The following is a 23,346-nucleotide window of genomic DNA, read 5'->3' as shown; positions in this document are numbered from 1 at the left end:
AATAGGTTATAATCATATACAATGGGAAATGCAGGAAGCATTTAGGTCTTATGTACTACACTGTACCATATTTTTATTCTACGGGGGACATCTATGTTAGATATGATTATTCTTGACGATCATCCGCTGGTTCGCCAGGGGATCCGCATGATTATTTCATCCGGAAATTGTGTGCGTATCGTGGGCGAAGCCTCGAACAGCCAGGAAGCATTGATGCTCATGAATGAGAAACACCCCCACATGGTTCTGGTGGATTTAAACTTAGGGAGCGAGAGCGGACTGCACTTCATCCAGGAAGCGAAGAAAGCAGGGCATCTATCCAAGTTTATGATCCTGACGTCATCAGCTACCCGGAGCGAACTGAACTTGGCGCAAACCCTGCAAGTTGAAGGGCTGTGTCTGAAGGAAGCCTTGCCTGAGGATTTATTGTACGCCGTTGATGTGGTTTCACGCGGGCGTAAGTATTATGATCCGGCGTTTACAGACTATTTGCTGGATCCTAAGGAAGACTCGGATTTCTCTGAGCTTACTCCTAAAGAGTTGGAAGTGCTGATTGCTCTCGGCAGAGGTCATTCCAACAAGGAGATCGCATTGGAATTATTCATATCGGAGTTCACGGTCAAGAAACACGTGAGCCAGATTCTCATGAAACTCAACGTAACCGACCGCACGAAAGCGGCTTTGTATGCTTCCTCCAAGGGACTGGTCCAGTACGAGCGGAGAGAAGAATCGATGACAATATAAAGATCCGACGGGTAGGCTTAACCCCTCGGATTTTTTTTGCGCATATTCATTGCAAAGGTTTCATCAAGCTATGCCAAGGCCACACGGAGAAAGCCGCATATCCTTTAACGTCCTTGACCGAAACGGAGCCTAGCAGCGGGTCTCTGCTGTCAAGACTTTCCCCGGCCGTACGGTTATCTCCGACCACGAATAATTCGCCGCTAGGAATAACAACCTCTGGCATATCCATGGACTCTCCCAACGTATACAGTTCGGCTAAAGGCTCACGGTTCACATAAATGATCCCGTCTTGGATGGCCACACGGTCTCCGCCGCGCGCAATCACTCGTTTAATAATGTGATATCCGAGTTCGTGCTCGTGAATGATGATGACATCCCCGTACTTGGGCGTTCTATGGAGTAAAGGAATTTTATTAATCAGCACGATATCGCGGTCTTGTAATGTGGGCGTCATGGAATGTCCGGATACCCGGGTTAATCCGAACAGATTGTGAATCAGAATCCACGCCAGAGCAAGCACGATGACGAATCGGATGAAACTGCCTCTTTCTTTGCGTTTAGCAGCCGCCTGAGCGTTTGTTTCGAGTACCTGTTCCGTCATGGTCTGTATACATTATTCTGGACGGAATCTTCTGTTTGTACCGGCGAGGCATAAGTTACAGCAGGCGGTTCATAGCTTTCCACTAAGGCGTTCATGGCCTGCACAGCACTGTCCGTTATGAGTTGAAGCTTCGCCAATATTTGCTGACGATCCTGCTTGGAATTAATCTCTACATTCTGTAGCAGGGTATTCGCGTATTGTTGAATGGCTGCGATGTGCAGCTGCTTCTGTTCTTCCGTAAATGCGTCCAAATCCTTCGCGGATTGCTCCAGTTGACGCTGCAATTCTTCCTTTAAGATCGCTTTTTGCTGATCCGTTTCGGATTGTACGGCTTGCTCCAGGCTACTCACAGCCGATTCGGTCTTGGAGCTGTACCATGAACGCAGGGAACCGGCGATGTCCACGTCCGCATACGAAATCCCCGTTGTGCCCGCAATGACGATGATTAAAGAAACAATTCCAGTGACGACTTTAGCTTTAAATGTATAGCGCTTCTTCATTCTGCTTCTCAACATCGCTTCTACCTCCTTGTTCAAAATATGGCCGGAGACCCGCGAAGGCCTCCGGCACATCTATCATTTAGTTCTTTGTGATATCGTTAACGATTGTGGCCAATTCGTTTAGTGCCGCTGCTTCCAGTGCTGCGCCTTGAGCAAGGATGCGATCTTCTGCTTCTTTCTTCAACCTAGCAGTCAAAGCTACAAGCTCGGCTTTCAGTTCAGCAATCTTCGTTGTCAGGTTGCTGTTGATTTCAGTAGTTGCCGTTTCTTTCTCTAGCGCCAACAATCTGTTTAGTTCAGCCTTAGTTGCTGCGATTTTCGCGCTTAGATCGGATTTAGCTTGCGTTGTTGTTGCGGCTGCGGCATCGGAAAGTCTGCCGGAGTACACGCCTTCGTGGTTTCTGATAGCGCTGGCAATGCCCGCTTTGGATACTGTGCCGATAGCATTTACCTGTCCGTTTGTAGTCGCATTTGTTGCAGCTACCAATTGATCGTATTCCGCAGCTATACCACTTGTAATGGTTCCGTTAGCCGTGTCGATCTGTCCGGAATAGGTAGCAAGTTGGCCATTTACGCTCGTGTTCACGCGTGCCACTTCAGCTCTTCCTGTTGCCGCAATACTTACGCGCGCTCCGTTCTTCAAACCTTCAACCGAATTTTCCAACTCTTCCTTCTTACCCGCGTACACAGCTGCGAAGTCTCCGGCAATGATCGCTTTTGTCGCATTGGATGCCGATGTGTACCATTGTTGCAGTTGAGCACCCGCATTCGGGTTTACCGCTGCGTAAGCCGTTCCGATTGTTGCCGCCATACTTACCGCCATTACGCCTACCGCTACTTTACTTTTGAATAATTTCATAGTTCATCCATCTCCCTGTTATTCGTTATTTGATTTCATAGAATCATGAATTGTGTCTCGGACCAGTTGTTCCAGCTCATCGGCTTGCCTGGTTTGAACTTGGCTTACATAAGTGTCAAACGCTTCATTCGTCGGAGCCGAGAGAATTTCCAGTTCAGCCTGCTTGAGTTGTTCTATGTAGGCCTCATTCTTGGCTGTAATGCTCGCGTCCACTTCGTTCTCCCCGGTATTCCAGGTGCCGGTTAAACTCTGAACTGCTTTCCATGTCGCTCCGTCGATGGAGCTGACCAAGGTCAGAAGCTTATGTCGCAGCGCAGCTTGTTGCACTTGTTGCTGGGATAGCTGAATGCGGCTCTTGTACCATGCTTTGATTACGAGCCCCGCATCCGAACGGGCATATACGCTTCCCATCACCAGCGAAGATGAAATTCCTATTGAAGCGATGATTAACGTGAGTCTTACTCGTTTCATAAAGGTCCTCCTTCTTCATCGTGGTTTGGCTTGCGTAACCCGCTTGCTATAAACCTAGTATAGTTCCTCCTGACAAATCTCGCGTCAGCCATCGGTGTAGTAGTCATGGTATACTTTCGTACCATATCACCCCGAACTTAAGCATGCCGAAATACGCCCGGAATCCAATAATCCAATCCGGAGCGTAGTTTCAGCTTTACAGCATGGATCACGCTTTAGGCGCGCGTTTCGCTTTCGAACAATTCAAGCAGTACCGACGTCCGTACGCTTTGCCATAAGCGACGATCTTCGTGATACTGCGCTTATTCGTCAGCTTGGTGAACGGACAAGGATCCGGCCGGGTATTTACCTCCAGAATCCAAGGCGTCAGCTTCCGATCTAACGCAATATCGAGGCCGAGCTCGTTCATGGCCGGATAAGCGCGGCCGAACTGCGCGGCGGTCCTTACCGCCAGCCGGTCCATATGCTTCAGGATGCGGCGGGACTGTGCGCTCCCCCCCACCGGCCGGATCATGTCCGCCGCGGGATAGATCGTGCCCCCTTGGCTGCCGTTCGTCACCGCTTTGCGCGGATGCGCTACACGGGCCACAGTGCCGGTCGGTTCCCAGCACCGGGAAGGGCTTTTCTGGATCATCACCCGGAAATCCACGGGACGTCCCTTGTAACGGAGCACATGAATCCCTTTTTGCACGAGATAAAGCCTCTTACCGGTATGTTGTTGTAACGAAGCGTACATCCCCCGAAACGCAGAGAATGTATGTTTATTTAGACCGCTGTGGTACCGATAAGACTTGCCCCGCTTCTCCACCCGCATCACACCCACGCCCAAGGATCCTGTATCCGGCTTCACATAGACCATTCCGTAACGGTTCAGCATGGACAGCAGACGGCTTCGCGTGAGTCGGTACGTTTTGGGAACATGTTTGGACAATTTCCGATCCCTAAGCACAACCCGCGTCTTCACTAATTTGCTGGAAACGGCCGTTTTGTTGTTTGACAATGGAATGTCCCTCTTCCCTGTGCTGTATTTTCATATATCATACGAAGTTGTTCGTCTATAGGTGTAGGCGCCGCGTGGAACAATTCGGTTCGGCATGGATGGGTCAGGCACCCGGTTTGGGCAGGCCGCATAAGGTAAAGGGACTTACGCTAAAGCATGAACGGAAATCGATAACGAGAGGAAGAACGCGAATGGGACTCCTCCCTGCACAACTGAAACGACTCATCGAACAGCTGGCACCTTATCTGCCTTGGTATGGGCCATGGCTTTCAGCTCAAGAAGAATCACAGGCGGACGAACCGACATGGGCTTCCCCACCGTTGGTCACGGCATCCGTACTGGAGGAACACTATTATATCGGGCAAAATCCACTAAACGAACGCAACGATGTCCACTGCTACCGGACCTCCGGCACAAGCTCCGGGTTGCGAAAGTCCATTTACTATTCGGAAGCGGACGAGGAAGCTTATATCCGGATCAAGCTTGAGGTATTTCGATCGATTTTGGGGCCGTATGGCTATAAGTCGGCTCTGGCCGATATGGGAACAGGACACGCGGAAGCAACGGCAGTAGAGGTGCTGCGGGGTTTGGGCATGGACGTGGACTCCATCTCCTTCCGGCTGCCGATTGAGCAGCATTTGGAACGGCTGGAAAGCTTCAAACCTGAGGTGCTGTATACGATGCCTTCGATTTTGAACCGTATTGTGCTGGCGGCGGCGGATCCTTCTTCTTATGGGATTAAACATGTTGTCTTGGTCGGCGAAATCGCTTCACCGGCATGGATCGAGCAAGTCGCCGAGCGGCTGGGCCTTCCCGCTTCGCGCATTACGGACACCTACGGCTCGATTGAAATCGGGACGATCGCCTACTATTCACATGAGCATGGGCGGTATTTGCTGACGGAAGGGCTTATCGCGGAAGGGCTGCGGGCGGAGGACATCAGCCGAGATCTGGAACCTTTGTCCGACGAGGCGGAGGAACGTGTGCTGGTGCTTACGTCCGCCGTGAGGGAAGCCTTTCCCGCCGTGCGTTATGTCACTTATGATGTTGTGCGCGATCTGCGTCCGATCCTGGTCGACGGTTGTTGGACCATGAGCTTTCACAGCCTTGTGAAACGCATCGGACCGGACCTCAAGCACGGGGAAAAAATCAGCATTTACGACATCGAGAATGTCGTTTACCGCCATATCGAGCAAGCCAGCGTGCGGGTTAAAGTGTCGGGGAATGCGATTCAGGTGTGCGTTTACGCACCGGGGCTGAGTGACGGGGATATGAGCCTCATTCAGGACGATCTGGAGCAGTGCATCCCTGAGATCGGCATCATGATTGAATCCGGAATCATCGACAGGATTAAGGTGGTTCGGGGTACTTTAGAGGACTCGGACGACAGCCAATCGATTAAGAACAAAAAAATCTTTTACGAGTAAAGTAGGGATTTCTATGAAACTCGAAGGTGGAATTTCTGAGGCGATCGGCGGGACCCCGTTGATTCCGCTTCGTCGGCTGTTTGAAGGGATGCCGTTTAAGGTGTACGGTAAACTCGAATGGATGAATCCCGGCGGAAGCGCGAAGGATCGGCCCGCCTTGTTCATGCTGCGAGAGGCTTTGCGGCGCGGGGATATCGACTCGGACACCGTCGTGATCGAGTCCAGTTCCGGCAACCTGGCCATCAGTTTGGCGCAATTATGCTGCTACTTGAGGATGCGGTTCATCTGTGTCGTGGATCCCCGCACAACGGAACAGCATAAGCAGATTATTCGCGGCTTTCACGGCGAAATTGATTTGGTGACGGAACCCGATCCGTCGACGGGCGAGTTTCTGCCGGCGCGGATTCAGCGGGTGCAGGATCTGCTGCGCGAGTTTCCTAAAGCATATTGGACCAACCAGTATGGAAACCCCGACAATGCGCTTGCCCATACGGAGACTACGATGCGTGAAATTGGGGACCGGTTGGGCGCGGTGGATTATTTGTTCTGCGGGGTGAGCTCCTGCGGAACGCTTCGGGGCTGCGCGGACTATATCCGCGGCCGCGGGTGGTCCACGCGGATCGTGGCGGTGGATGCGGCGGGAAGCGTTATATTCGGCGGGGATAAAGGGCCGCGGCAATTCCCGGGTCTTGGCTCTGGCATCACTCCGGGACTGTATAGGCAAGACTTGGCGGATCAGGTGGTGTATGTGTCGGACATGGACTGTGTCCGGGGCTGCCGGGATCTGGTCCGCTATGAGGCGGTGCTCGCGGGCGCTTCTTCCGGCGGGGTGGTTTCCGCCGTACGGGGGCTTGCGGAAAGCATCCCGGCGGATGCGGTCTGTGCCGTGATCCTTCCGGATCGCGGGGAGCGGTACCTGGATACGGTATATAACGACGCCTGGGTGAGGCAGGTACTGGACGGAGGTTGGGCATGATTTACTTACATGACGGCCATATTCGCGAGATTGGAATCGATTGGGCTCGGTTAGTTGGAATCATTCAGGAGGTCGTACGAATCAGCGCTGAAGGCGACTGCGCTCATCCGCTCAAGCCTTATCTGCGTTTCAGGGACCCGGCGAATCGCATCATTGCCATGCCGGCCTATATCGGCGGCGGGATCAACCTGTCCGGCATCAAGTGGATCGCCAGTTTCCCGAATAATGGCCGCCTCGGCTTGCCTCGCGCTCATAATTCCATTATTCTCAATGATCCCGCCACGGGCGTACCCGTTGCTTTTATCCAAAGCAATATGCTGAACGGCTTGCGCACAGCCGCTGTGAGCGGAGCGATGACGCAAGCTTATATGGCCTCCAGACCGATATCGAAAGTACGCGCAGGCATTATCGGTTGGGGACCGATCGGGCGCATGCACCTGGATATGCTCATAAGCCTGTTGGGCGACAGGTTGGAGCGTGTGGCCTTGTACGATATGAACCCGATTGATCCGGGTACCGTTCCCGCTTCGGTACGCGAAATAACGGAGCTTGCCGATGATTGGCAATCGGTGTATGCGGCATCGGATATTTTCGCCACATGTACGGTTTCCGCCGAGAGGTATATTGATGCTCCGCCGCCCGAGGGCGCTTTGTTGCTCAACGTATCTTTGAGGGACTATCTACCGGAGAGCGTAGCGCATGTGCGGGCTGTCGTGGTCGATGACTGGCGGGAGATTTGCCGAGAGAACACGGATATTGAGCAGCTGCATATCCAGCACGGGTTGCTCGAATCCGATGTGCTGACCCTTGAGGATGTGCTGTGTCGGGGCGGATTAAGTTCTGTTGCCGCTAATGAGCCTGTTTTTTTCAATCCGATGGGACTCGGTGTGTTTGATATCGGTGTGGCTGGGCATTTTGTGCAGGAAGCGGTGCGATTGGGTAAGGGTGTTGTGTTGGAGAACGGGAATGGTGACGGATAAATGTGTTAGTTGAAGAGGGCAAAGCTGCATCAAATGGCGGGGCCCTTTTTATTTTTTTGACATCCGATGGATCTATCTATCAAATAAGTAAACAGTTGGAAGTTATTGTATGGAATTGATATAATGGTTGAATACTTAAGGAGGTGTAGTCGCTGTGGAACAGGACATAAACTTAATTTTAAATGAAATTAGGAGAAGTATAAGTGAGATTTCGAGTAGCTTAAACAGTAAATTAGTCGGTGTTCATAATGAAATATACGTACTTACACAAACACTAAAAACAACAAATATACTTCTGGGACTGCTTGTTCTAGGGGTGTTTTTAAATCTCCTGCTACAATGGAAAAATAATAAGCAGAAATAAACCCTCATCCTGCATTTCACTTACTTTAGTTGAGAAACATTAAAAAGTATAGTAAACTACATATAAAGACAGAATAACAAGGAGCATACACCATGCCTGATATCATAAACAAATTGGAAATCGGAATCAGTACATTTCTGGAGACAACACCGGACCCGGTGACCGGGAAGATTATGAGTCATGCCGAGCGGCTGCGCAACGGCGTGGAAGAAATCGTGCTTGCCGATCAGGTGGGCTTGGATGTCTATGGCATCGGAGAGCACCACAGAGCGGACTATGCCGGGACGGCGCCCGCTGTGATCTTGGCGGCCGCGGCCTCCGTAACCAAGCGCATACGCCTGTCAAGCGCTGTAACCGTGCTGTCCTCCGACGACCCGATTCGCGTCTATCAAGCCTTCTCCACGTTGGACGGACTCTCGAACGGGCGCGCCGAAATTATGGCGGGCCGGGGATCGTTCACCGAATCCTTCCCCCTCTTCGGTTATAGCCTGGACGATTACGATGAACTGTTTGAAGAGAATCTGGAGTTGCTGCTGGCCATCCGGGACTCGGAGAAAGTCACCTGGCGCGGCGGACATCGTCCGGCTATTGATAACCTGGGCGTTTATCCTCGCTCCGTCCAAAACCCGCTCCCCGTATGGATCGCCAGCGGCGGCAGCCCGGAATCGGCGGTGCGCGCGGGAATGCTCGGTCTCCCGATCGCGTTTGCGATTATCGGCGGCATGCCGGAGAAGTTCGCGCCGCTGCTCGATCTTTACAAGCGCGCGGCCGCGCGGGCCGGGCACAACCCGGATACGTTATCGATTGCGACACATTCGCACGGATTCGTCGGGGACACTACCGAACAGGCTGTGGATCAGTTCTTTCCTCCGATGCAAGCCCAGATGAATGTGCTTGGACGCGAGCGGGGCTGGCAGCCGTACGACCGCGACGCCTTTGATGCCGCACGCAGCATGCGCGGCGCCCTGTATGTCGGGGACCCGGAGTATGTGGCGGAGAAGATTATTTTGCTTCGTACAAACTTGGGCATTAACCGGTTCTTCCTGCATTTGAACGTCGGCACAATGCCGCATCGCGAAATGTTGCGCGCTATTGAACTTCTAGGTACAAAGGTTGCGCCTATTGTTCACAAGGAACTTGCGCGAATCGAGTCTTAACTTAACTATGAGAAGCGTGTGTCCTCTAAGGGCATGCGTTTTTCTTGTTAACCCGCAGATCTCCACGCGAGCAGAAAAGACAGCGCAAGGTATAAACAGAGAGGACTGAAGAACCAAGTATCGTACCCAGCGAAAACGGATGATTTAACTTTTTTGAAGAAACCGAGATATTTGAAATCCCCTACCGCTCTGATCAAAAATATAAAGGCGCATACTAGACAGGTCCAATGGACCAGCGGACTCCCTTCCATAAAATTTAACAGCCCGCCTTGCACCGTCAGGATGAACGCGAAGACAATAAGGCCCACCGCGACCACCAACGTTTCCCACATTCTCGGTCGGAACACAGCCCCGCCCTCAACCTTCTGCGGGATTGCGGCTTGTCCGCCCCATTCTCCGCCAAATGCCCAATAAAAATGGATTAAACTGATCACTATTAAGATCACCGCAGCTGTGATGACAAACAATGCTGTCATTCCTCATCGCACCCTTCTAATGAAAATGACCCTATTCCATAAATCCGACTACAGTCACTATATGACTAAATGTTTATATTTACCATCCGTTAACGGCTAGTTATGTTACATCTTTTTGACAAACTCCGACTTAGTCCTCCCATTTGGGTAATAGCTACTATATGACGTTACACGAGAGATTGAATACACTCTTAGGAGGCTTTTCGGGATGCTGAAACCTTTTGATTACGACCTGGATTATGACCATCTGAATTTGCGGGAGCATCCGGAGCTGTACCGGGTCGGCCGCGGCGAGCAGGGTGTGTTGCTGGTGGAGCCTTACAAGAGCGAAATTCTGCCCCATTGGCGGTTCAAAACGCCGGAAATCGCACGCGAATCGTCCGAGAAAATTTACAGCATGTTCCTGGAGTATAAGGAGAAAGGCGATTTCGTCGGGATGGACATGGCCCGCAAGTTTCTGCAGATGGGCTACACCCGGGCGCGGCGGTACACAAACCACAAGGGTGGCCGCAAATACGCCGAGGACGGCACCATTCTGCCATACCAGAACGACAAGGTGAAGGCTGAGTCCGCCGCAATCTTTAAGGCTCAGTGGCAGGTGGCGAAGACGGATTCGGAGTATGTGCGTATGAAGGAGGATCATCGGGAGAAGTATGAGCGGGAGAGTCTTGATGAGAGCGCCCAGCGGGTGTTTTGTGGTTTGGAGGCGCAATGTAACGAATCGTCATAACACTAAATGATCCCTATACGGCTCGGTAGAATTCTAAGGAATCGTGATAACGCTAATGGGGTGGAAATGAGGTAAACGTGGCGTGTTTTGGCAGAATAACGTTGTGGGGATTCGTTACAATTGAAAAGAGGCTGTTGATATTTCAGCGTATGTGTGCGCAATCAAGAGCCGCTCCTGTTCATCAGGGGCTGCCCTTAATCGTTTGGCTATGCACTCACACAACTCACACAAAAAAGAGGCTTCGCCTTCGTCCTCATGACTTGGGCTCAACCTCTCGATTATATTACCTTTTGGAACTTGAAGTCTTGGAACCTACCGCATACGGATGATCCGTTACGACAGGAATCGTCTTCTTGATCAACTTCTCAATATCCTTCAGGAACGGGTACTCGTCCCGCTCGCAGATGGAGATCGCCACGCCGCTATGCCCCGCGCGGCCGGTACGGCCGATGCGATGAACATACGTTTCCGAAATGTTCGGAAGGTTGTAGTTGATTACGTGCGACAGCTCATCAATGTCAATGCCCCGGGCGGCGATATCGGTAGCTACCAACACGCGGGTGGTCCCGTTCTTGAAGGAATTCAACGCACTCTGGCGGGCATTCTGCGACTTGTTCCCATGGATGGCCTGCGCGGTTACTTTCGTCTTGTTCAATGCCCGAACAATACGATCGGCGCCATGCTTGGTCCGCGTAAACACCAGAGCCGATGCGATCGACTTATCTTCCAGTAAATAATGAAGCAAGTTCAGCTTGTTTACGGTATCCACCATATAAACCGATTGCTGAATCCGATCCACCGTGGACGATACCGGAGCGATCTGAACTTTCACCGGATCAACAAGCAGCGATTTCACCAACTTATTGATTTCAGGCGGCATGGTGGCGGAGAAGAACAGCGTCTGTCTCTTCTTAGGCATCTTGGCGATGATTTTCTTCACATCGTTGATAAAGCCCATATCCAGCATGCGGTCCGCTTCATCCAGCACCAGAATCTGAATATGCTGCAGATCGATATGCTTCTGATTAATTAAATCAATCAGTCGGCCCGGCGTGGCAATCACAATATCCACACCTTGTCTCAAGGCTTGTTCTTGCTTCGTTTGCGACACGCCGCCAACGATGGCCGTGTAACGCAGGTCCGTAAATTGACCATACGCCCGCAGGTTATCATAAATCTGAATAGCCAACTCCCGGGTCGGTGTCAGTATGAGCGAGCGAACACGGCGCGGTCCATTGGGCTTATTCGCCTGCTGGGTCAGCAATTGAATGATCGGCAGGGAGAATGCGGCTGTCTTTCCTGTGCCCGTCTGCGCGCAACCCAATAAATCCCGTCCCGCAAGCACCGCGGGAATCGATTGTTCCTGAATCGGTGTCGGTTTGGAGTATTTCTCTTTCGTTAAAGCTTTCAGAATCGCGGGTGCGATGTTCAAGTCGTTAAATGTCATTGGATCTCCTAGTTCATACGTTTATATTCGATTTTCATCAATACATAAGGATAACACATATTCATAGTAATCGTATAATTTACATATGTGAACGGTTTTATTTATCCGTGAGGAGAATCCCGATTTCGAGTTAATGGGACGTATCGATGTAATCAATATGTCGGATATGCTTATAATTGCTCCAAATGAACAGGACCGAAAGCAGCACGAATCCGGCACCCACCAAGAAAGGAACATGTGAGTTGAAATGCTCCGCGAGTTTTCCCGCCATATACGGCGAGATGGCCGCGCCCAGGAAGCGCAGGAAGCTATAGGCCGCGGATGCCGTGGAACGCTCCACCGGCGCGGCGTTCATCACCGCTGTGGTAATAATCGTGTTGATGTTCCCTAATATTCCGCCTGCCAGAATAACCGCTGTGATCACAACCGCAGGCGTTGTCGCGTATACGCCCATGACCGCAAGGTCCACAACGAACAGAGCCAGCATGACGCACATCGCTTTGATGGTTCCGAATTTTTTTTGCAATAAAGGGGCCATAAAAACAGATGTGATTGCAAGCAGCACACCCCAACCCAGGAAAACAAACCCCATTTGCTGCGGATTAAGTCCCATGACGAAGGGAGAGTAAGCCATAATCGTGAAGAAACCGATATTGTATAACGCGGCCACTATACCCAAAACAAGAAGAGACCGATGTTGTTTGAGCGCACGGAACGGGTCCAGCAAGGAGGCTTTCGGTTTAGTCCTCTTGGCAACGGACACCGCCGGTTTAGGCATGGTCGTCGAAAGTACGATACAGATGATGACCATCAGGCCGGAAACCGTGAAGAACGGAATGGGCCAGGCGATGGAGCCTAACGTTCCGCCTAGCAGGGGTCCGACAGACATGCCGATGCCCGCCGCCGCTTCGTACAGGATGATGGCTTTCGCGGCTCCGCCGTTAGAAAGAGTCACGAATGCGGTAAGCGCAGTCGCTACGAACAGAGCGTTACCGAGACCCCATCCCGCGCGTAAGCCGACAAGCGTCCAGATATTATCCGCGAAACCTCCGCAGAAGGACACTGCAGCTATAATAATCATACCGGCTAATAGGGTTAATTTGATCCCTAATCTGGAGGAAACGCTCGCGGTAATCAACATAGCCACAGCCATGACCGCGTTATAGCTGGTGAACAGTAAGCTGACTTCGCTCGGTGTTGCATGTAATTGATGTGAAAGCTCCCGCAGGATCGGGTTCACAAGCCCCATTCCCATAAATGTAAATACAGACGCGCAAAAAACCGCCCAAACGGCTAACGGTTGGCTGAATATTCCCTGTTTCTCATTCATAAGTTTCGGCGATTCGGCTGCCATAGTTTGTGATGCCATCAGTAATCTCCTGTCTATATTTGAATTTATCGCACAGTTAGTTGTATTATGAAACTAAACTATACTTGTATTATACAACTACATGGGATGATGTCAACCCGCGGAGTTTATTTAAACGGTCACATATGGTACGCTACGCTTAATATGAACCCGAAAAAGTTGGAGGAACCTTTCCTATGCCTCAACAGCATTCCATTGAAACGATTGAGTTGGAATTAGCTCTGCTACTCCGTCGTATTACATCGATCACATCCTCTAATCCTGTCGAGAATCTAGACCGCTCCGCCTACCTCCTGCTTCAACAGATTGTTTCCCATGAGGCGGCTGGCGTGAAATCACTGGCTGAGGAATTTCGGCTTGATATCTCCACCGTAAGCCGGCAAGCCGCTGCCTTGGAACAGAAGGGCTATGTAGATCGCATTCCGGATCCCTCCGATCGCCGCTCATTCAAGCTTCGTATTACCGAATTGGGCATGAAAGAGCTGATGGAAACGAAACAGTCCCGAACGGAACGCATTGCCCGGCTGCTTAAGAACTGGTCCGAGGAGGACCTGGAAGCTTTCGGCGAATTGATGAAGAAATTTAATCGAACGTTCAGTTAGCTCGTATCAGCGGAAATCCCGTATTCTATGCAGAAAAAAGGCTGTGCCGGAAAATTACTTCCAGCACAGCCTGCTTTATGGTTAGGCTCTGGAAGGAGCCAAGGATCGTTCGTGTTCTTCCTCTTCTTCCTGATGCGCGCGTTTGATAAAGAACGACAGCGCCAGGCCGATTAAACCTATACCTACGATGACCAGATACGCATCGTTGATCCCTTGTATCATTGCTTCCATCATCATCTGTTTTTCGGAGGTCCCTTCCGAAACCCCTCCCGCCAGCATGTCCTGCATATGCGTTTTCGTTCGGCTTGTCATTACCGTAACCAGTAACGAGGTGCCTATTGCGCCTGCCACCTGTTTAATCGTGTTGGAAATCGCTGTGCCGTGCGCGTTCAATCGGGCAGGCAGTTGATTCAGACCCGCGGTTGTAATCGGCATCAGGAACATAGCCATACCGAACCGCCGTCCCGTTGACATCAACACCAGATACGTGTAACTGGTTGAGTCCGTCAGATTGACAAAGCCGAGTGTTGTCACGATCGTTATCGCCAGACCGATTACGGATAGCCACTTCGCTCCATAGCGATCGAACAGTTTACCGGTTATAGGCATCAGGATCCCCATAAGCAGAGCTCCCGGAAGCATCAGCAAACCGGATTCCAAGGCCGTATACCCCCGCGCATTTTGCAAATACAACGGAAGAAGCATCATATCCGCATACATGACCATCGTCACCGCGATATTAATGATTGTCGTCAGTGAAAACATATTGTAGCGGAACACCCGCAAATCCAGCAGGGGGCTCTGAGAGGCCAATTGCCTCCACGTAAACAAACCTAAAGAAATGAGACCCGCCACAATGGTCAAAATCACTTCCGCGCTGGACCACCCTTTGCTGCCCGCGCTGCTGAAACCGTATAGAACCGCGCCGAAACCGATCGTGGAGAGCACAACGCTCCAAACATCAATTTTAGGATAAGTCCGTTCCGCTACGTTCCGGAGAATAACAAAGCCGACCCCGATTACGATTGCGGCAATCGGAATCATACCGTAAAACAACGTGCGCCAGGAGTATTCCTCCAGGATGTAACCGGCAAGAGCAGGTCCTATCGCAGGAGCGAAAATGATCGCGAACCCGACCATCCCCATCGCCGCTCCCCGCTTGTTAGGCGGGAATACGGTCAGAATGACCTGCATCAGCAAGGGCATAATGATGCCGGCGCCGGCGGCCTGCACCAGTCGTCCGGCAAGCAAGGTGTCGAAGGTGGGCGCAATCGCCGAAATGATGGTGCCGGCAAGAAAAATCACCATGGAAGTCTGGAAGAGCTCGCGCGTTGTAAAGCGTTGCATCAGGTACGCCGTTATGGGGATCAGAACCCCGTTGACCAGCAGATACCCGGTTGTTAACCATTGAGCCGTCGTTGCCATGATATCGAAATCGATCATCAGTTCAGGCAGGGCAACGCTCATAATGGTTTGATTGAGGACCGCGATAAACGCCCCCAGGATCATAACAAATAATAATGGACCTTTCTTTATCGAACTGCTATCGAATGCAGTTTCTGTACTCATGTTGTTCAATCCCCTCAAATATCTCCGCACTTAATAAACAGAGTGTTGTATATTATACTCAGTGTTAAGTATTATATAGAGGTGGGTTCTAATTCACAACCAACACATTTGGTGTTAATGTATATTAGTTTACATACCTTCGGTTTCTGTCGTTTATATACAGAATACTCTACATTTTTACACACATATGTTGATAATCGGTATAAAGAAAGGAAGAATACCATGTCCCATTCATCGTCCCATACGGATCCACGGGTGTTGCGTACTCGCCGTCTCATTCGAGACGCCTTGATCAGCTTGCTTCAAGAGCTTGAGCTTGAGAAAATTACGGTTCATCGTATTGCGGAACGGGCAACGATTAACCGTGTCACCTTCTATCTGCATTATCGGGATATTCAGGATTTACTGGAGCGCATGGCGGATGACATGATTACCGAAATCCAGGAAATAATGGAGAGTATTCCACATCAACCCGATGCGCGGGAAACCTATGGACTGATCATCGTTAAAATTCTTGAGCACATTGCGGCGAACTCCCCATTCTATAAAGTGCTGCTCGCTTCCAAACGGATTCCCGTCTTTACGGATCGCTTTACGAAACTGATGAGCGATGTCATCAAGAACCGAACCTCATCCTCGGCTAAGAAAGTCCCGGACGACATTGCCATCTGGTACGGAACCTCCGCCTTTATCGGAACCATTGTCTGCTGGCTACGGGAGAATATGCCCTATACGCCTAGCTATCTGGCTCAGCAACTCTCCATCCTGTTCCGACTGCATTCCAACATGCCAGGTTCATAGAACCGGCCAAACCGTCGTGGCAGCGTCAAATCTTAACACCTCATCATGGACACCGAACGGAGGATCACATCGTGGATCAGCAACTAAAACAACCTAAGTTCAACAAAATTTACGCCATGCAGTTGGCCACCATATTTATAGGCTTCATCATCTTTGGTTTTTCCGAAAATATTAAAGGTCCGGCCATTCCTCGAATCCAGTTCGATTATCGATTGGACGAATCCCAGCTTGGCACCTTGCTGTCGCTCAATGCCCTCGGTTATTTGATCGCCTGCTCATTTACGGCTTTCCTCACCCGGTTGTGGGGCATCAAACTCGTGACCATATCCGCTTTTGGCATCATGATTCTTTCCGGATTCCTCATTTTCGTCTCACGCAGCTATCCCGTATTTTCCTCCTCCTATTTCCTGATGTATATCGGGAACGGGATGCTTGAGATCGGCTTAGCCATTCTGGGAGCGCGCATTTTCGTGAAAAATACCGGAATGATGATGAATTTGTCCCACGGCTTCTATGGACTCAGTTCTACCGTCGCGCCCTTGATGGCAACAGGACTCATGTCGGTAACGGTCTACGGTCACACGCTCGACTGGCGCGGTATGTATGCGGTGGTGCTTTCCTTATCCCTCATTCCGATTCTGTCAGCCCTGCGTAGTTCGTTCCCGGGTGACGATCTCCCGCAAGAGGACCGCCTTCCGTTGAGAACGCTGATGAAAGATCCGGCTTTATGGTTCATGGTGCTCATTCTGACGTTTGGCGTGGTTTCGGAGTTGGCCGTCGGGGGTTGGCTGGTTAATTTCTTGGAAAAAGCGTACGCCTGGGACACCGTCACTGCTTCCGGCATGCTTTCGGCTTTTTTCTTGTGTTTTGCGCTTGCCCGAATCATCTTGGGGCCGTTGACGGATCGAATTGGATTCAACCTGTCGCTTATCGTGTTCTCGGGTTTCTCGGCCGTCTGCACGTTCGCCGCCATTCTCGGCGGGGAAAATCTGGCCTTTCTGTTTGCCGCGGCAGGCATCGGCATTGCGATGATTTATCCCACCGTTATGGCGTTCATTGCCCAAAGATATCCTAACGGCAGCGACACCGCGATCACCTTTACGGTCACGCTGATGGGCGTAGGCAGTGTCGTCGGCAACTTCCTCATAGGCGGTATTATTGAACTTGTGAAAAATCAGTACGGGGCCGACACCCAGATCGGGTTGCTTCGCGGACTTCAGGCTGGGTACGGTTTCATCGGCTTATGCGCCGCGATTTGCGCGGTTTGCAGCTTTATTTTGTACCGATATTTGAAACAAAGGAAAGAACTGATCTAGAAAACTTAAACACGTACCGTCACAATCACACCATCCGAGTTGTTGCCGGACAGCTCAACCTGTTGATGGGCAGGCACTTGGATGGTCATGTTCCCCGAAACCCGATAATATTGAATTTGATATTCCACTCCCTCAACGGTCGCGGAAAGGGTCGGATGTTCCTTCAAATATTCCAGGTACTCCTCTAAAGTTAGGTTCTTCTCTTTCATGATCACACTATGCGGCAAGCCCACATAGCGAAAATGCCAAGGTTCATACTGGATGCCCGTAACGGCTGACTTGTCCTTGGGGTATCGCAATATAAAGCCGTGGGACCACGCATGCTTCTGCAGCCATCGTCCTTCCGGCGCCCGGCTCATCTCTTCTTGCGCGGAACCGATATCCAGCGACAACCCCAGATTATGCTCGCTGTACCCCGCCGGCAACGCGTACTCCTGTCCCATTTCCAGATAGAGCTCATTCTGACGTTTGGCGTCCCGATAACCGCTGTTGATCAGAAATTGGTTAACCCCGTCTTGCGCGGCGGCATCCATCATGGCGAGAAAAGGTTCCATCACGCTTTTGGAAGACTGTATGGACGGATCCAGCAACCCATAACCCCGAACAAGCTCCTCATGCTGCGCCAAAGTAACCACATCGGACTTCACGCCCTGTTCCCGGACAGGATAATGTTTATTGACCAATAACAAGTCGCCTTGGAAAATCTGGTTTTTGTTCAATGTGATCGACACACTTTCCCCTTTAAGGAGTGGGTTTGTCTCGTTCGGAACATCCAATGTAAATGACTTCCCTTGAGTCAATATATATCCCGCAGACAACAGCAAAATCAACGCCAAAAACCACTTCTTCATGAACCGCTTCCTCCTTCATCCCTTACGATCTTTAGGATATGGAAAACAGTTTAAAAAGAAGTGGGGCAAATCTTAAATTTATCTTAAATTTTAAATGGTTCCACGCGGCAATCTTACTTCAAAAACGGTCCGGATGACACTGCTTTCCGCGGTAATCGTTCCCTGATGCTGCTCCACGATATTCTTCGCAATGTACAGTCCAAGTCCCGTGCTTCCCCCTTGATGCGAACGCGCCCGGTCCCCGGTATAGAACATATTAAAGATATAGGGAAGCTCTTCCGGGGGAATGGAATCCCCGTAGTTGATAATCTGCACCACCACCGCGTTTCCTTCATCCGGTACGCAGCGAATGTCAACATATTGACCGTCCTTGCCGTAACGAACCGCATTCGCCAGCAGATTCTCAAACACGCGCACCAACACTTCCCCGTCCCCGTTCATAACCATATGCGGCGTAATGTCCAGTCGGCCTGTCAGTTGATTTTTCTCTAAAACAGGGTACATCTCTTCATGCAGCTGGATAAGCAAATCGCTTAAATCAATCGGTTTCTTCTCGATCGTGATATGGCCGTAATTCATTCTTGTGATTTCAAAAAGCTCATCGATCAGCTTCTCCAAACGCTCGGATTTAGTGAAAGCAATCGTTGCATAATGTTTGATCTGTTCGGGTGACAACTGATCGTCCTGCAGAATGTAGTCCAGGTAACCGAGCACAGAGGTCAGCGGCGTGCGCAGATCATGCGCCAGGTTCAAGATCAGCTGGTCTTTACTGCTCTCGGCGAAATCCCCTCGTTCCACAGCTTCCTGCAATTTCGCGCTAGCCAGGTTCATGGCCCTTCCGATATCCCCGAATTCATCATGGGATGAGATGTTTACTCTGTTCTTAAAATCACCGTTCGCGAGATGATGTATGCCCTTGGAAATCTCATGAAAATAAACGGCGTAAGGTTTCGTAAGCAAAAAGAAAAACAGGATGGCCAAAGGGATAAAAAAGATCAAAAAGAAGTTTAAATCCCCAAAATTACTAATCTTTTGACGGAATTGAGCAATGGGATCTCCCGCCAGAACCCCTTCATAATAATACTGAAGGATCCGATAGAACACATACGTGATGGCGCCGGAGAGCAGCATACTCACACCTAGTAACACGATCATTTTGAACCGAAAACTTCGCATCATGTTATCCATTGAACGTATATCCCACCCCCCATACCGTTTTTATGAGTTTATTCTTGTTTCTGTCTTCGCCCAGTTTTTTGCGCAGCGTACGAATATGCACCATGACCGTATTCCCGCTTTCGTAATAGGCGTCTCCCCATACCTGTTGAAAAATATGCTCCGCGCTGAACACGTTCTTCGAGTGACTGGCGAGCAGGTAAAGAATATCGAATTCTTTAGGTGTCAGCTCAATGTTGCCGCCATACAGCGTGACGGTGCGTTTATCAGGGTCGATTACCAATCCCCCCGCTTCAAGCGTGGAACTATGACCGGCCGCCGTCTGATTCAATTGCCGGAAACGCCGCAGCTGGGCATTCACCCGGGCTACCAGTTCCATAGGGTTGAACGGTTTCGTCATGTAATCATCGGCCCCCATGACCAGTCCTGTGATTTTATCGAGGTCGGATGTCTTCGCACTCAGGAAAATAATCGGCATATGGTGCTTCTCCCGAATGATCCTTGTCACTTCATACCCATCCAGCTTGGGCATCATAATATCCAGAATGACCAGATCGATCGCATGCGACTCTATCGCTTGAACCGCTTCTCTCCCGTCGGACACCTTGATGATCCGGTAGCCCTCTTTCTCTAAATGCAGCGCAATCAGATCCGCAATCTCAACCTCATCATCCGCTATCAAAATTGTAGTACGCTTCATTCCGTATTCGCTCCTATAGGTTGGTTCCATCGTTTCACACTTAACTCGCTCCCCCATCTTCACAATGATATAATGACAGGGCACGTCTACCTTGGTGTCGGAGGTATTCCTATGTTTCAAATCATGATTGTGGAAGATGACGAGAAGATCAGAACTATCGTAGCCGATTCGTTGCGCAAATGGCAATACGAGGTGCTGGAAGTGACTTCTTTTGAACATATTACAGAACAATTCACCGCCGCCCAACCCCACTTGGTGCTGATGGATGTCAGTCTCCCAATGTATGACGGTTTTTATTGGTGTCAGCGGATTCGTTCCGTGTCCAAGGTGCCGATTATATTCCTGTCCTCCCGGAATCAGAACATGGATGTCATTATGGCGATTAACATGGGTGCGGATGATTATGTTGTAAAGCCGTTCGACCTTGGGGTGCTCGTAGCCAAAGTCAGCGCGCTGCTCCGGCGCAACTATACCTATCAGGATGAAAGTCTTGTGATCTCTCACCGCCAGCTGGTTCTTCACTTGTCCAACTCGTCGGTTCAATATGGGGAGCAGAGCGCTGAATTGTCGCGGAACGAGTTCATTATTCTTCAAACCCTCATGCGTCATATCGGCCGGATCGTTTCCCGGGAAGATCTGATGCAGGTGCTGTGGAATGACGAACAATTTATCGACGACAATACTCTGACGGTGAACGTGAATCGTCTGAGGCGCCGAATTGCCTTGCTGGGGCTGGAGGAATTTATCGCGACGCGCAAAGGAATGGGGTATATCATCGAATGAGCTGGTGGCGATTCATGAAATATGAGAGACCTTACCTCATCCTGTGCGCGATCACTTTCTTTGTCACCTGGACGGTGCTCATTACAGATCCGCAAAATTCATTCCGCTGGCCGACGTTCTTCTATGCGCTGACGCTAGTAGTGTTGTGCCTGTCGGGCTTCTTCATTCACCGTTATTTCACAAATGTTCATGCCATCCGCCAACTGGGGGAAGAACAGACCGAGCCGCTTTCCCTGGAAGCGGAAGCTTATCGCGACGCGCTGGAACAGCTCGAACGCAGCCAAATCCAGGCGCTCAACGAATTGCAAGCGAAGCAGTTGGAATACTATGATTTTATCGTTTCCTGGTTTCACGAGATCAAGACGCCGATTTCCGTCCTTCGCTTGATGCAGCAAACGGAGGTCGATCCCCGAAGCTTGGAGGAAGAGGTGTCGCGGATTGAGCATTACGTGGACCAGGCGTTGTACTACGCCAAACTGGATAGCTTCAAGGAAGATTACGAAATCATCAACAGTGATCTGGAGCCGCTCGTGAAAGCCGTTGTCCGAAATCACGCCAAAACCTTCATTTCCCATAAAATCAGAATCCAGCTGGACCTGCAGTCAACCATCGTTCAAAGCGATATGAAGTGGCTTTCCTTTATCATCAACCAACTCCTTACGAACAGCTTGAAGTACACGAACAACAACGGAGAAATCCGCATCTCAACACGCACTACGCGGCAAGAAAAGTTGCTGATCATTAGGGATAACGGGATCGGCATTGATGCCAAGGATCTGCCGCGGGTGTTCAACCGGGGATTTACGGGCACGAATGGACGCGCGCATGTGAAATCGACAGGCATGGGGCTTTATCTCGCCCAGGAGCTTTCGAGGAAGTTGGGCCACTACATCACTTGTGAATCCGCTGTAGGCCGCTTTACCGAGTTCACCATCCATTTCCCCAGAACCCACGACCCCTATTTGAGCATATTGCAAAATAAATAGCCCTCACCTTGATTGATGAGGGCTAACTATTATAACAATCTTCAAACCGCTGGCTCGCTGTTAGTCTTCAACGGCCTGGTAGACCGTAGTCCAGAAATCGTGTATAGCCCGCGCCGAATCCCCAGTGGACATCCCGACCTGAGTGAGCAGGATTCCGGTAAGCTGGTTTTCCGGGTCGGCGTAGGTCGAGGTGCCGCTTCCGCCGTCCCAGCCGTACTGGCCGATGGGCGCGTAATCACCGCGGTAGGTGCGCACCGCCATACCAAAGCCCCATCCGCCGTGCTGCCCTTGGCCGAATGACCTATGGACATTGTTGCTGGCCAAGGCGTTTCGGGCGGCTTGCTGCTCGGCATTGAGGCGGTTGGTGGTCATCAGCTCTACGGCGGCCCGGGACAGGATCCGTTCGTTCCCGTGCATGCCATGATTCAGCAGCATCCGGTAGTAGGCGTGGAAGTCGTCGGCCGTGGAGTTAAGTCCGCCACCGCCGCCCTGGAACGCCGGAGGCTGGCTGTGGCGTCCCCCCTCGGCCTCATCCCATACGTGGAACTCTCCGGTCTGCGGGTCAGGTGCATATAGGGGCGGCAACCTGTCGATCTTCTCGGACGGCACATGGAAACCGGTGTCCTTCATGCCCAGGGGCTCGAAGATGCGTTCGCGCAGGAACGTCTCGAACATTTGGCCCGTAACCCTGGCGACGAGTACGCCGAGAAGATCGTTGCTGATGTGGTACTGCCATTGCTCTCCCGGCTGGTACATCAGCGGGAGCGATCCAAGGCGGCGCATCCACTCATCCGGTTCGGGCATCGGCGTTGGCCCATCGGGCGTTAGTCCATTCGCGAAGATCGCGCCCATAATCGGAGCGCCCAGCGCCGATATATCAATACCGAGCCCGAACGTGGAGGTCAGCAGGTCGCGTACCGTGACCGGCCGCCGCGCCGGCACGGTTTCGTCCAGCGGGCCGTCCGGTCGCTTCAGCACCTGGCGGTCAGCGAGTTCGGGCAGCCACAGATCTACCGGGTCGTCCAGCCGCAGTTTGCACTCGTCGAGGAGGATCATGACCGGCGCGACCGCGACCGGCTTGGAAGTGGACGCCATCCGGAAGATCGTGTCCCGGCGCATCGGTGCTCCGCCGTCATGCCGCATCGTGCCGAGCGCTTCAACATGCGTCTCGCCGTTGCGGCTGACCAGGGCAACCAGCCCAGGGATCTTCCCGGACTCGACATGCCGTGCCAATACGTCGCGCATTCTGCGCAATCCTGTTTCGGTGAAACCGTTGTTGCTTTGGTCCGTTGCAATCTGAATCATGGTATCCCTCGCTTCGTTCTACTTGTAGTAATTCCTACTTTTCGAAGACTGGACGCATAAACCCTCTCTCGCAACTTATTATACAATTCGTTATACATAGAAATCGATAAGCCTTTAGACATTCTTTCGCCATTGGATTGTTAGTGTTTGTATGAA

The 23,346-nt window shown here is 51.1% G+C and carries 23 protein-coding genes and 1 pseudogene; 11 read left to right on the top strand and 13 right to left on the bottom strand.

Annotated elements, in window-relative coordinates; all coding sequences use genetic code 11:
* Positions 1-93 precede the first annotated feature (93 nt).
* Positions 94-744: a response regulator transcription factor gene (locus SY83_RS09680; RefSeq protein WP_068606062.1), complete on the top strand. Its 651-nt coding sequence runs from the start codon at positions 94-96 to the stop codon at positions 742-744.
* A gap of 46 nt (positions 745-790) precedes the next feature.
* On the opposite strand, the gene lepB is transcribed toward SY83_RS09680, so the two are convergent.
* The 5 genes from lepB to SY83_RS09655 form a co-directional block, all read right to left on the bottom strand.
* On the bottom strand, positions 791-1,345 hold the full coding sequence (gene lepB / locus SY83_RS09675) for a signal peptidase I (RefSeq protein ID WP_068606061.1): 555 nt from the start codon (positions 1,343-1,345) through the stop codon (positions 791-793).
* A complete protein-coding gene (locus SY83_RS09670; RefSeq protein ID WP_068606060.1) occupies positions 1,342-1,860 on the bottom strand; it encodes a hypothetical protein in 519 nt (172 codons plus the stop codon). Before SY83_RS09670 ends, lepB begins: the two co-directional genes overlap by 4 nt.
* 64 nt (positions 1,861-1,924) lie before the next feature.
* A complete protein-coding gene (locus SY83_RS09665; protein ID WP_068606059.1) occupies positions 1,925-2,704 on the bottom strand; it encodes a hypothetical protein in 780 nt (259 codons plus the stop codon).
* An 18-nt stretch (positions 2,705-2,722) separates the two neighbouring features.
* Positions 2,723-3,175 carry a hypothetical protein gene (locus tag SY83_RS09660; RefSeq protein ID WP_068606058.1) on the bottom strand — a complete coding sequence of 151 codons (453 nt, stop codon included), beginning with the start codon at positions 3,173-3,175 and terminating at the stop codon, positions 2,723-2,725.
* 208 nt (positions 3,176-3,383) lie between these two features.
* Positions 3,384-4,175 (bottom strand): YheC/YheD family protein, encoded by a 792-nt coding sequence (locus SY83_RS09655; protein ID WP_068606057.1) that lies wholly within the window; start codon positions 4,173-4,175, stop codon positions 3,384-3,386.
* Between the two features lie 74 nt (positions 4,176-4,249).
* Between SY83_RS09655 and SY83_RS09650 the strand changes: the two genes are divergently transcribed.
* From SY83_RS09650 to SY83_RS09630, 4 genes are all read left to right on the top strand, one after another.
* Positions 4,250-5,602 (top strand): phenylacetate--CoA ligase family protein, encoded by a 1,353-nt coding sequence (locus SY83_RS09650; protein WP_231891408.1) that lies wholly within the window; start codon positions 4,250-4,252, stop codon positions 5,600-5,602.
* 13 nt (positions 5,603-5,615) lie between these two features.
* The gene (gene sbnA, locus SY83_RS09645; RefSeq protein ID WP_068606055.1) at positions 5,616-6,578 is read left to right on the top strand and encodes a 2,3-diaminopropionate biosynthesis protein SbnA; all 963 of its coding nucleotides are present in this window, start codon (positions 5,616-5,618) and stop codon (positions 6,576-6,578) included.
* A complete protein-coding gene (locus tag SY83_RS09640; RefSeq protein ID WP_068606054.1) occupies positions 6,575-7,558 on the top strand; it encodes a 2,3-diaminopropionate biosynthesis protein SbnB in 984 nt (327 codons plus the stop codon). The genes sbnA and SY83_RS09640 overlap by 4 nt, the downstream gene beginning before the upstream one ends.
* 456 nt (positions 7,559-8,014) lie before the next feature.
* A complete protein-coding gene (locus tag SY83_RS09630) occupies positions 8,015-9,079 on the top strand; it encodes an LLM class flavin-dependent oxidoreductase (protein ID WP_082882434.1) in 1,065 nt (354 codons plus the stop codon).
* Positions 9,080-9,126: 47 nt separating this feature from the next.
* On the opposite strand, the gene SY83_RS09625 is transcribed toward SY83_RS09630, so the two are convergent.
* Positions 9,127-9,555 (bottom strand): DUF3995 domain-containing protein, encoded by a 429-nt coding sequence (locus SY83_RS09625; protein WP_068606052.1) that lies wholly within the window; start codon positions 9,553-9,555, stop codon positions 9,127-9,129.
* A gap of 208 nt (positions 9,556-9,763) precedes the next feature.
* On the opposite strand from SY83_RS09625, the gene SY83_RS09620 reads away from it, so the two are divergent.
* Positions 9,764-10,285: a DUF4385 domain-containing protein gene (locus tag SY83_RS09620; RefSeq protein ID WP_082882433.1), complete on the top strand. Its 522-nt coding sequence runs from the start codon at positions 9,764-9,766 to the stop codon at positions 10,283-10,285.
* Between the two features lie 307 nt (positions 10,286-10,592).
* Here SY83_RS09620 and SY83_RS09615 read toward each other — a convergent pair.
* Both SY83_RS09615 and SY83_RS09610 read right to left on the bottom strand, forming a co-directional pair.
* Positions 10,593-11,732, bottom strand: a pseudogene (locus SY83_RS09615) (DEAD/DEAH box helicase); the annotation flags it as partial.
* Positions 11,733-11,862: 130 nt separating this feature from the next.
* Positions 11,863-13,101, bottom strand: a complete 1,239-nt coding sequence (locus SY83_RS09610; protein ID WP_068606051.1) for an MFS transporter — start codon at positions 13,099-13,101, stop codon at positions 11,863-11,865.
* A 176-nt stretch (positions 13,102-13,277) separates the two neighbouring features.
* Here SY83_RS09610 and SY83_RS09605 point away from each other — a divergent pair, with 176 nt between their 5' ends.
* Positions 13,278-13,703 (top strand): MarR family winged helix-turn-helix transcriptional regulator, encoded by a 426-nt coding sequence (locus SY83_RS09605; protein WP_068606050.1) that lies wholly within the window; start codon positions 13,278-13,280, stop codon positions 13,701-13,703.
* A gap of 81 nt (positions 13,704-13,784) precedes the next feature.
* Here SY83_RS09605 and SY83_RS09600 read toward each other — a convergent pair whose 3' ends face one another.
* A complete protein-coding gene (locus SY83_RS09600; RefSeq protein WP_068606049.1) occupies positions 13,785-15,272 on the bottom strand; it encodes a DHA2 family efflux MFS transporter permease subunit in 1,488 nt (495 codons plus the stop codon).
* Between the two features lie 222 nt (positions 15,273-15,494).
* Here SY83_RS09600 and SY83_RS09595 point away from each other — a divergent pair, with 222 nt between their 5' ends.
* Positions 15,495-16,073, top strand: coding sequence for a TetR/AcrR family transcriptional regulator (locus tag SY83_RS09595; RefSeq protein ID WP_068606048.1), 579 nt, complete (start codon positions 15,495-15,497; stop codon positions 16,071-16,073).
* A gap of 116 nt (positions 16,074-16,189) precedes the next feature.
* On the top strand, positions 16,190-17,389 hold the full coding sequence (locus SY83_RS09590) for an MFS transporter (protein ID WP_068611014.1): 1,200 nt from the start codon (positions 16,190-16,192) through the stop codon (positions 17,387-17,389).
* Positions 17,390-17,394: 5 nt separating this feature from the next.
* On the opposite strand, the gene SY83_RS09585 is transcribed toward SY83_RS09590, so the two are convergent.
* The 3 genes from SY83_RS09585 to SY83_RS09575 form a co-directional block, all read right to left on the bottom strand.
* Positions 17,395-18,240, bottom strand: coding sequence for a M15 family metallopeptidase (locus tag SY83_RS09585; protein WP_068606047.1), 846 nt, complete (start codon positions 18,238-18,240; stop codon positions 17,395-17,397).
* A 90-nt stretch (positions 18,241-18,330) separates the two neighbouring features.
* A complete protein-coding gene (locus SY83_RS09580; RefSeq protein WP_068606046.1) occupies positions 18,331-19,428 on the bottom strand; it encodes a HAMP domain-containing sensor histidine kinase in 1,098 nt (365 codons plus the stop codon).
* Positions 19,421-20,116: a response regulator transcription factor gene (locus tag SY83_RS09575; protein ID WP_068606045.1), complete on the bottom strand. Its 696-nt coding sequence runs from the start codon at positions 20,114-20,116 to the stop codon at positions 19,421-19,423. The genes SY83_RS09580 and SY83_RS09575 overlap by 8 nt, the downstream gene beginning before the upstream one ends.
* Before the next feature lie 111 nt (positions 20,117-20,227).
* Between SY83_RS09575 and SY83_RS09570 the strand changes: the two genes are divergently transcribed.
* Positions 20,228-20,899 (top strand): response regulator transcription factor, encoded by a 672-nt coding sequence (locus tag SY83_RS09570; RefSeq protein WP_068606044.1) that lies wholly within the window; start codon positions 20,228-20,230, stop codon positions 20,897-20,899.
* A 14-nt stretch (positions 20,900-20,913) separates the two neighbouring features.
* Positions 20,914-21,885, top strand: a complete 972-nt coding sequence (locus tag SY83_RS09565) for a sensor histidine kinase (protein WP_231891407.1) — start codon at positions 20,914-20,916, stop codon at positions 21,883-21,885.
* Positions 21,886-21,945: 60 nt separating this feature from the next.
* Here the strand turns inward: SY83_RS09565 and SY83_RS09560 are convergent, their stop codons facing one another.
* Positions 21,946-23,190 (bottom strand): serine hydrolase domain-containing protein, encoded by a 1,245-nt coding sequence (locus tag SY83_RS09560; RefSeq protein WP_068606042.1) that lies wholly within the window; start codon positions 23,188-23,190, stop codon positions 21,946-21,948.
* Between the last annotated feature and the right edge of the window lie 156 nt (positions 23,191-23,346).

The organism is Paenibacillus swuensis, assembly GCF_001644605.1.
Classification (GTDB): Bacteria; Bacillota; Bacilli; order Paenibacillales; family DY6; genus Paenibacillus_N; species Paenibacillus_N swuensis.
Note: the sequence above shows the minus strand (reverse complement) of the source record. Positions and strands in the feature narration are given on the sequence as shown.

What these genes read in the sequence shown, in the direction of transcription:
- SY83_RS09680 (WP_068606062.1), top strand. Translation starts at nt 94, where the DNA reads ATGTTAGATATGATTATTCTTGACGATCATCCGCTGGTTCGCCAGGGG.
- SY83_RS09560 (WP_068606042.1), bottom strand. Translation starts at nt 23,190, where the DNA reads ATGATTCAGATTGCAACGGACCAAAGCAACAACGGTTTCACCGAAACA.
- SY83_RS09585 (WP_068606047.1), bottom strand. Translation starts at nt 18,240, where the DNA reads ATGAAGAAGTGGTTTTTGGCGTTGATTTTGCTGTTGTCTGCGGGATAT.
- SY83_RS09630 (WP_082882434.1), top strand. Translation starts at nt 8,015, where the DNA reads ATGCCTGATATCATAAACAAATTGGAAATCGGAATCAGTACATTTCTG.
- SY83_RS09610 (WP_068606051.1), bottom strand. Translation starts at nt 13,101, where the DNA reads ATGGCATCACAAACTATGGCAGCCGAATCGCCGAAACTTATGAATGAG.
- SY83_RS09590 (WP_068611014.1), top strand. Translation starts at nt 16,190, where the DNA reads ATGCAGTTGGCCACCATATTTATAGGCTTCATCATCTTTGGTTTTTCC.
- SY83_RS09605 (WP_068606050.1), top strand. Translation starts at nt 13,278, where the DNA reads ATGCCTCAACAGCATTCCATTGAAACGATTGAGTTGGAATTAGCTCTG.
- SY83_RS09600 (WP_068606049.1), bottom strand. Translation starts at nt 15,272, where the DNA reads ATGAGTACAGAAACTGCATTCGATAGCAGTTCGATAAAGAAAGGTCCA.
- SY83_RS09570 (WP_068606044.1), top strand. Translation starts at nt 20,228, where the DNA reads ATGTTTCAAATCATGATTGTGGAAGATGACGAGAAGATCAGAACTATC.
- SY83_RS09660 (WP_068606058.1), bottom strand. Translation starts at nt 3,175, where the DNA reads ATGAAACGAGTAAGACTCACGTTAATCATCGCTTCAATAGGAATTTCA.
- SY83_RS09580 (WP_068606046.1), bottom strand. Translation starts at nt 19,428, where the DNA reads ATGGATAACATGATGCGAAGTTTTCGGTTCAAAATGATCGTGTTACTA.
- sbnA (WP_068606055.1), top strand. Translation starts at nt 5,616, where the DNA reads ATGAAACTCGAAGGTGGAATTTCTGAGGCGATCGGCGGGACCCCGTTG.
- SY83_RS09665 (WP_068606059.1), bottom strand. Translation starts at nt 2,704, where the DNA reads ATGAAATTATTCAAAAGTAAAGTAGCGGTAGGCGTAATGGCGGTAAGT.
- SY83_RS09575 (WP_068606045.1), bottom strand. Translation starts at nt 20,116, where the DNA reads ATGAAGCGTACTACAATTTTGATAGCGGATGATGAGGTTGAGATTGCG.
- SY83_RS09640 (WP_068606054.1), top strand. Translation starts at nt 6,575, where the DNA reads ATGATTTACTTACATGACGGCCATATTCGCGAGATTGGAATCGATTGG.
- SY83_RS09565 (WP_231891407.1), top strand. Translation starts at nt 20,914, where the DNA reads ATGAAATATGAGAGACCTTACCTCATCCTGTGCGCGATCACTTTCTTT.
- SY83_RS09595 (WP_068606048.1), top strand. Translation starts at nt 15,495, where the DNA reads ATGTCCCATTCATCGTCCCATACGGATCCACGGGTGTTGCGTACTCGC.
- SY83_RS09620 (WP_082882433.1), top strand. Translation starts at nt 9,764, where the DNA reads ATGCTGAAACCTTTTGATTACGACCTGGATTATGACCATCTGAATTTG.
- SY83_RS09625 (WP_068606052.1), bottom strand. Translation starts at nt 9,555, where the DNA reads ATGACAGCATTGTTTGTCATCACAGCTGCGGTGATCTTAATAGTGATC.
- SY83_RS09670 (WP_068606060.1), bottom strand. Translation starts at nt 1,860, where the DNA reads ATGTTGAGAAGCAGAATGAAGAAGCGCTATACATTTAAAGCTAAAGTC.
- lepB (WP_068606061.1), bottom strand. Translation starts at nt 1,345, where the DNA reads ATGACGGAACAGGTACTCGAAACAAACGCTCAGGCGGCTGCTAAACGC.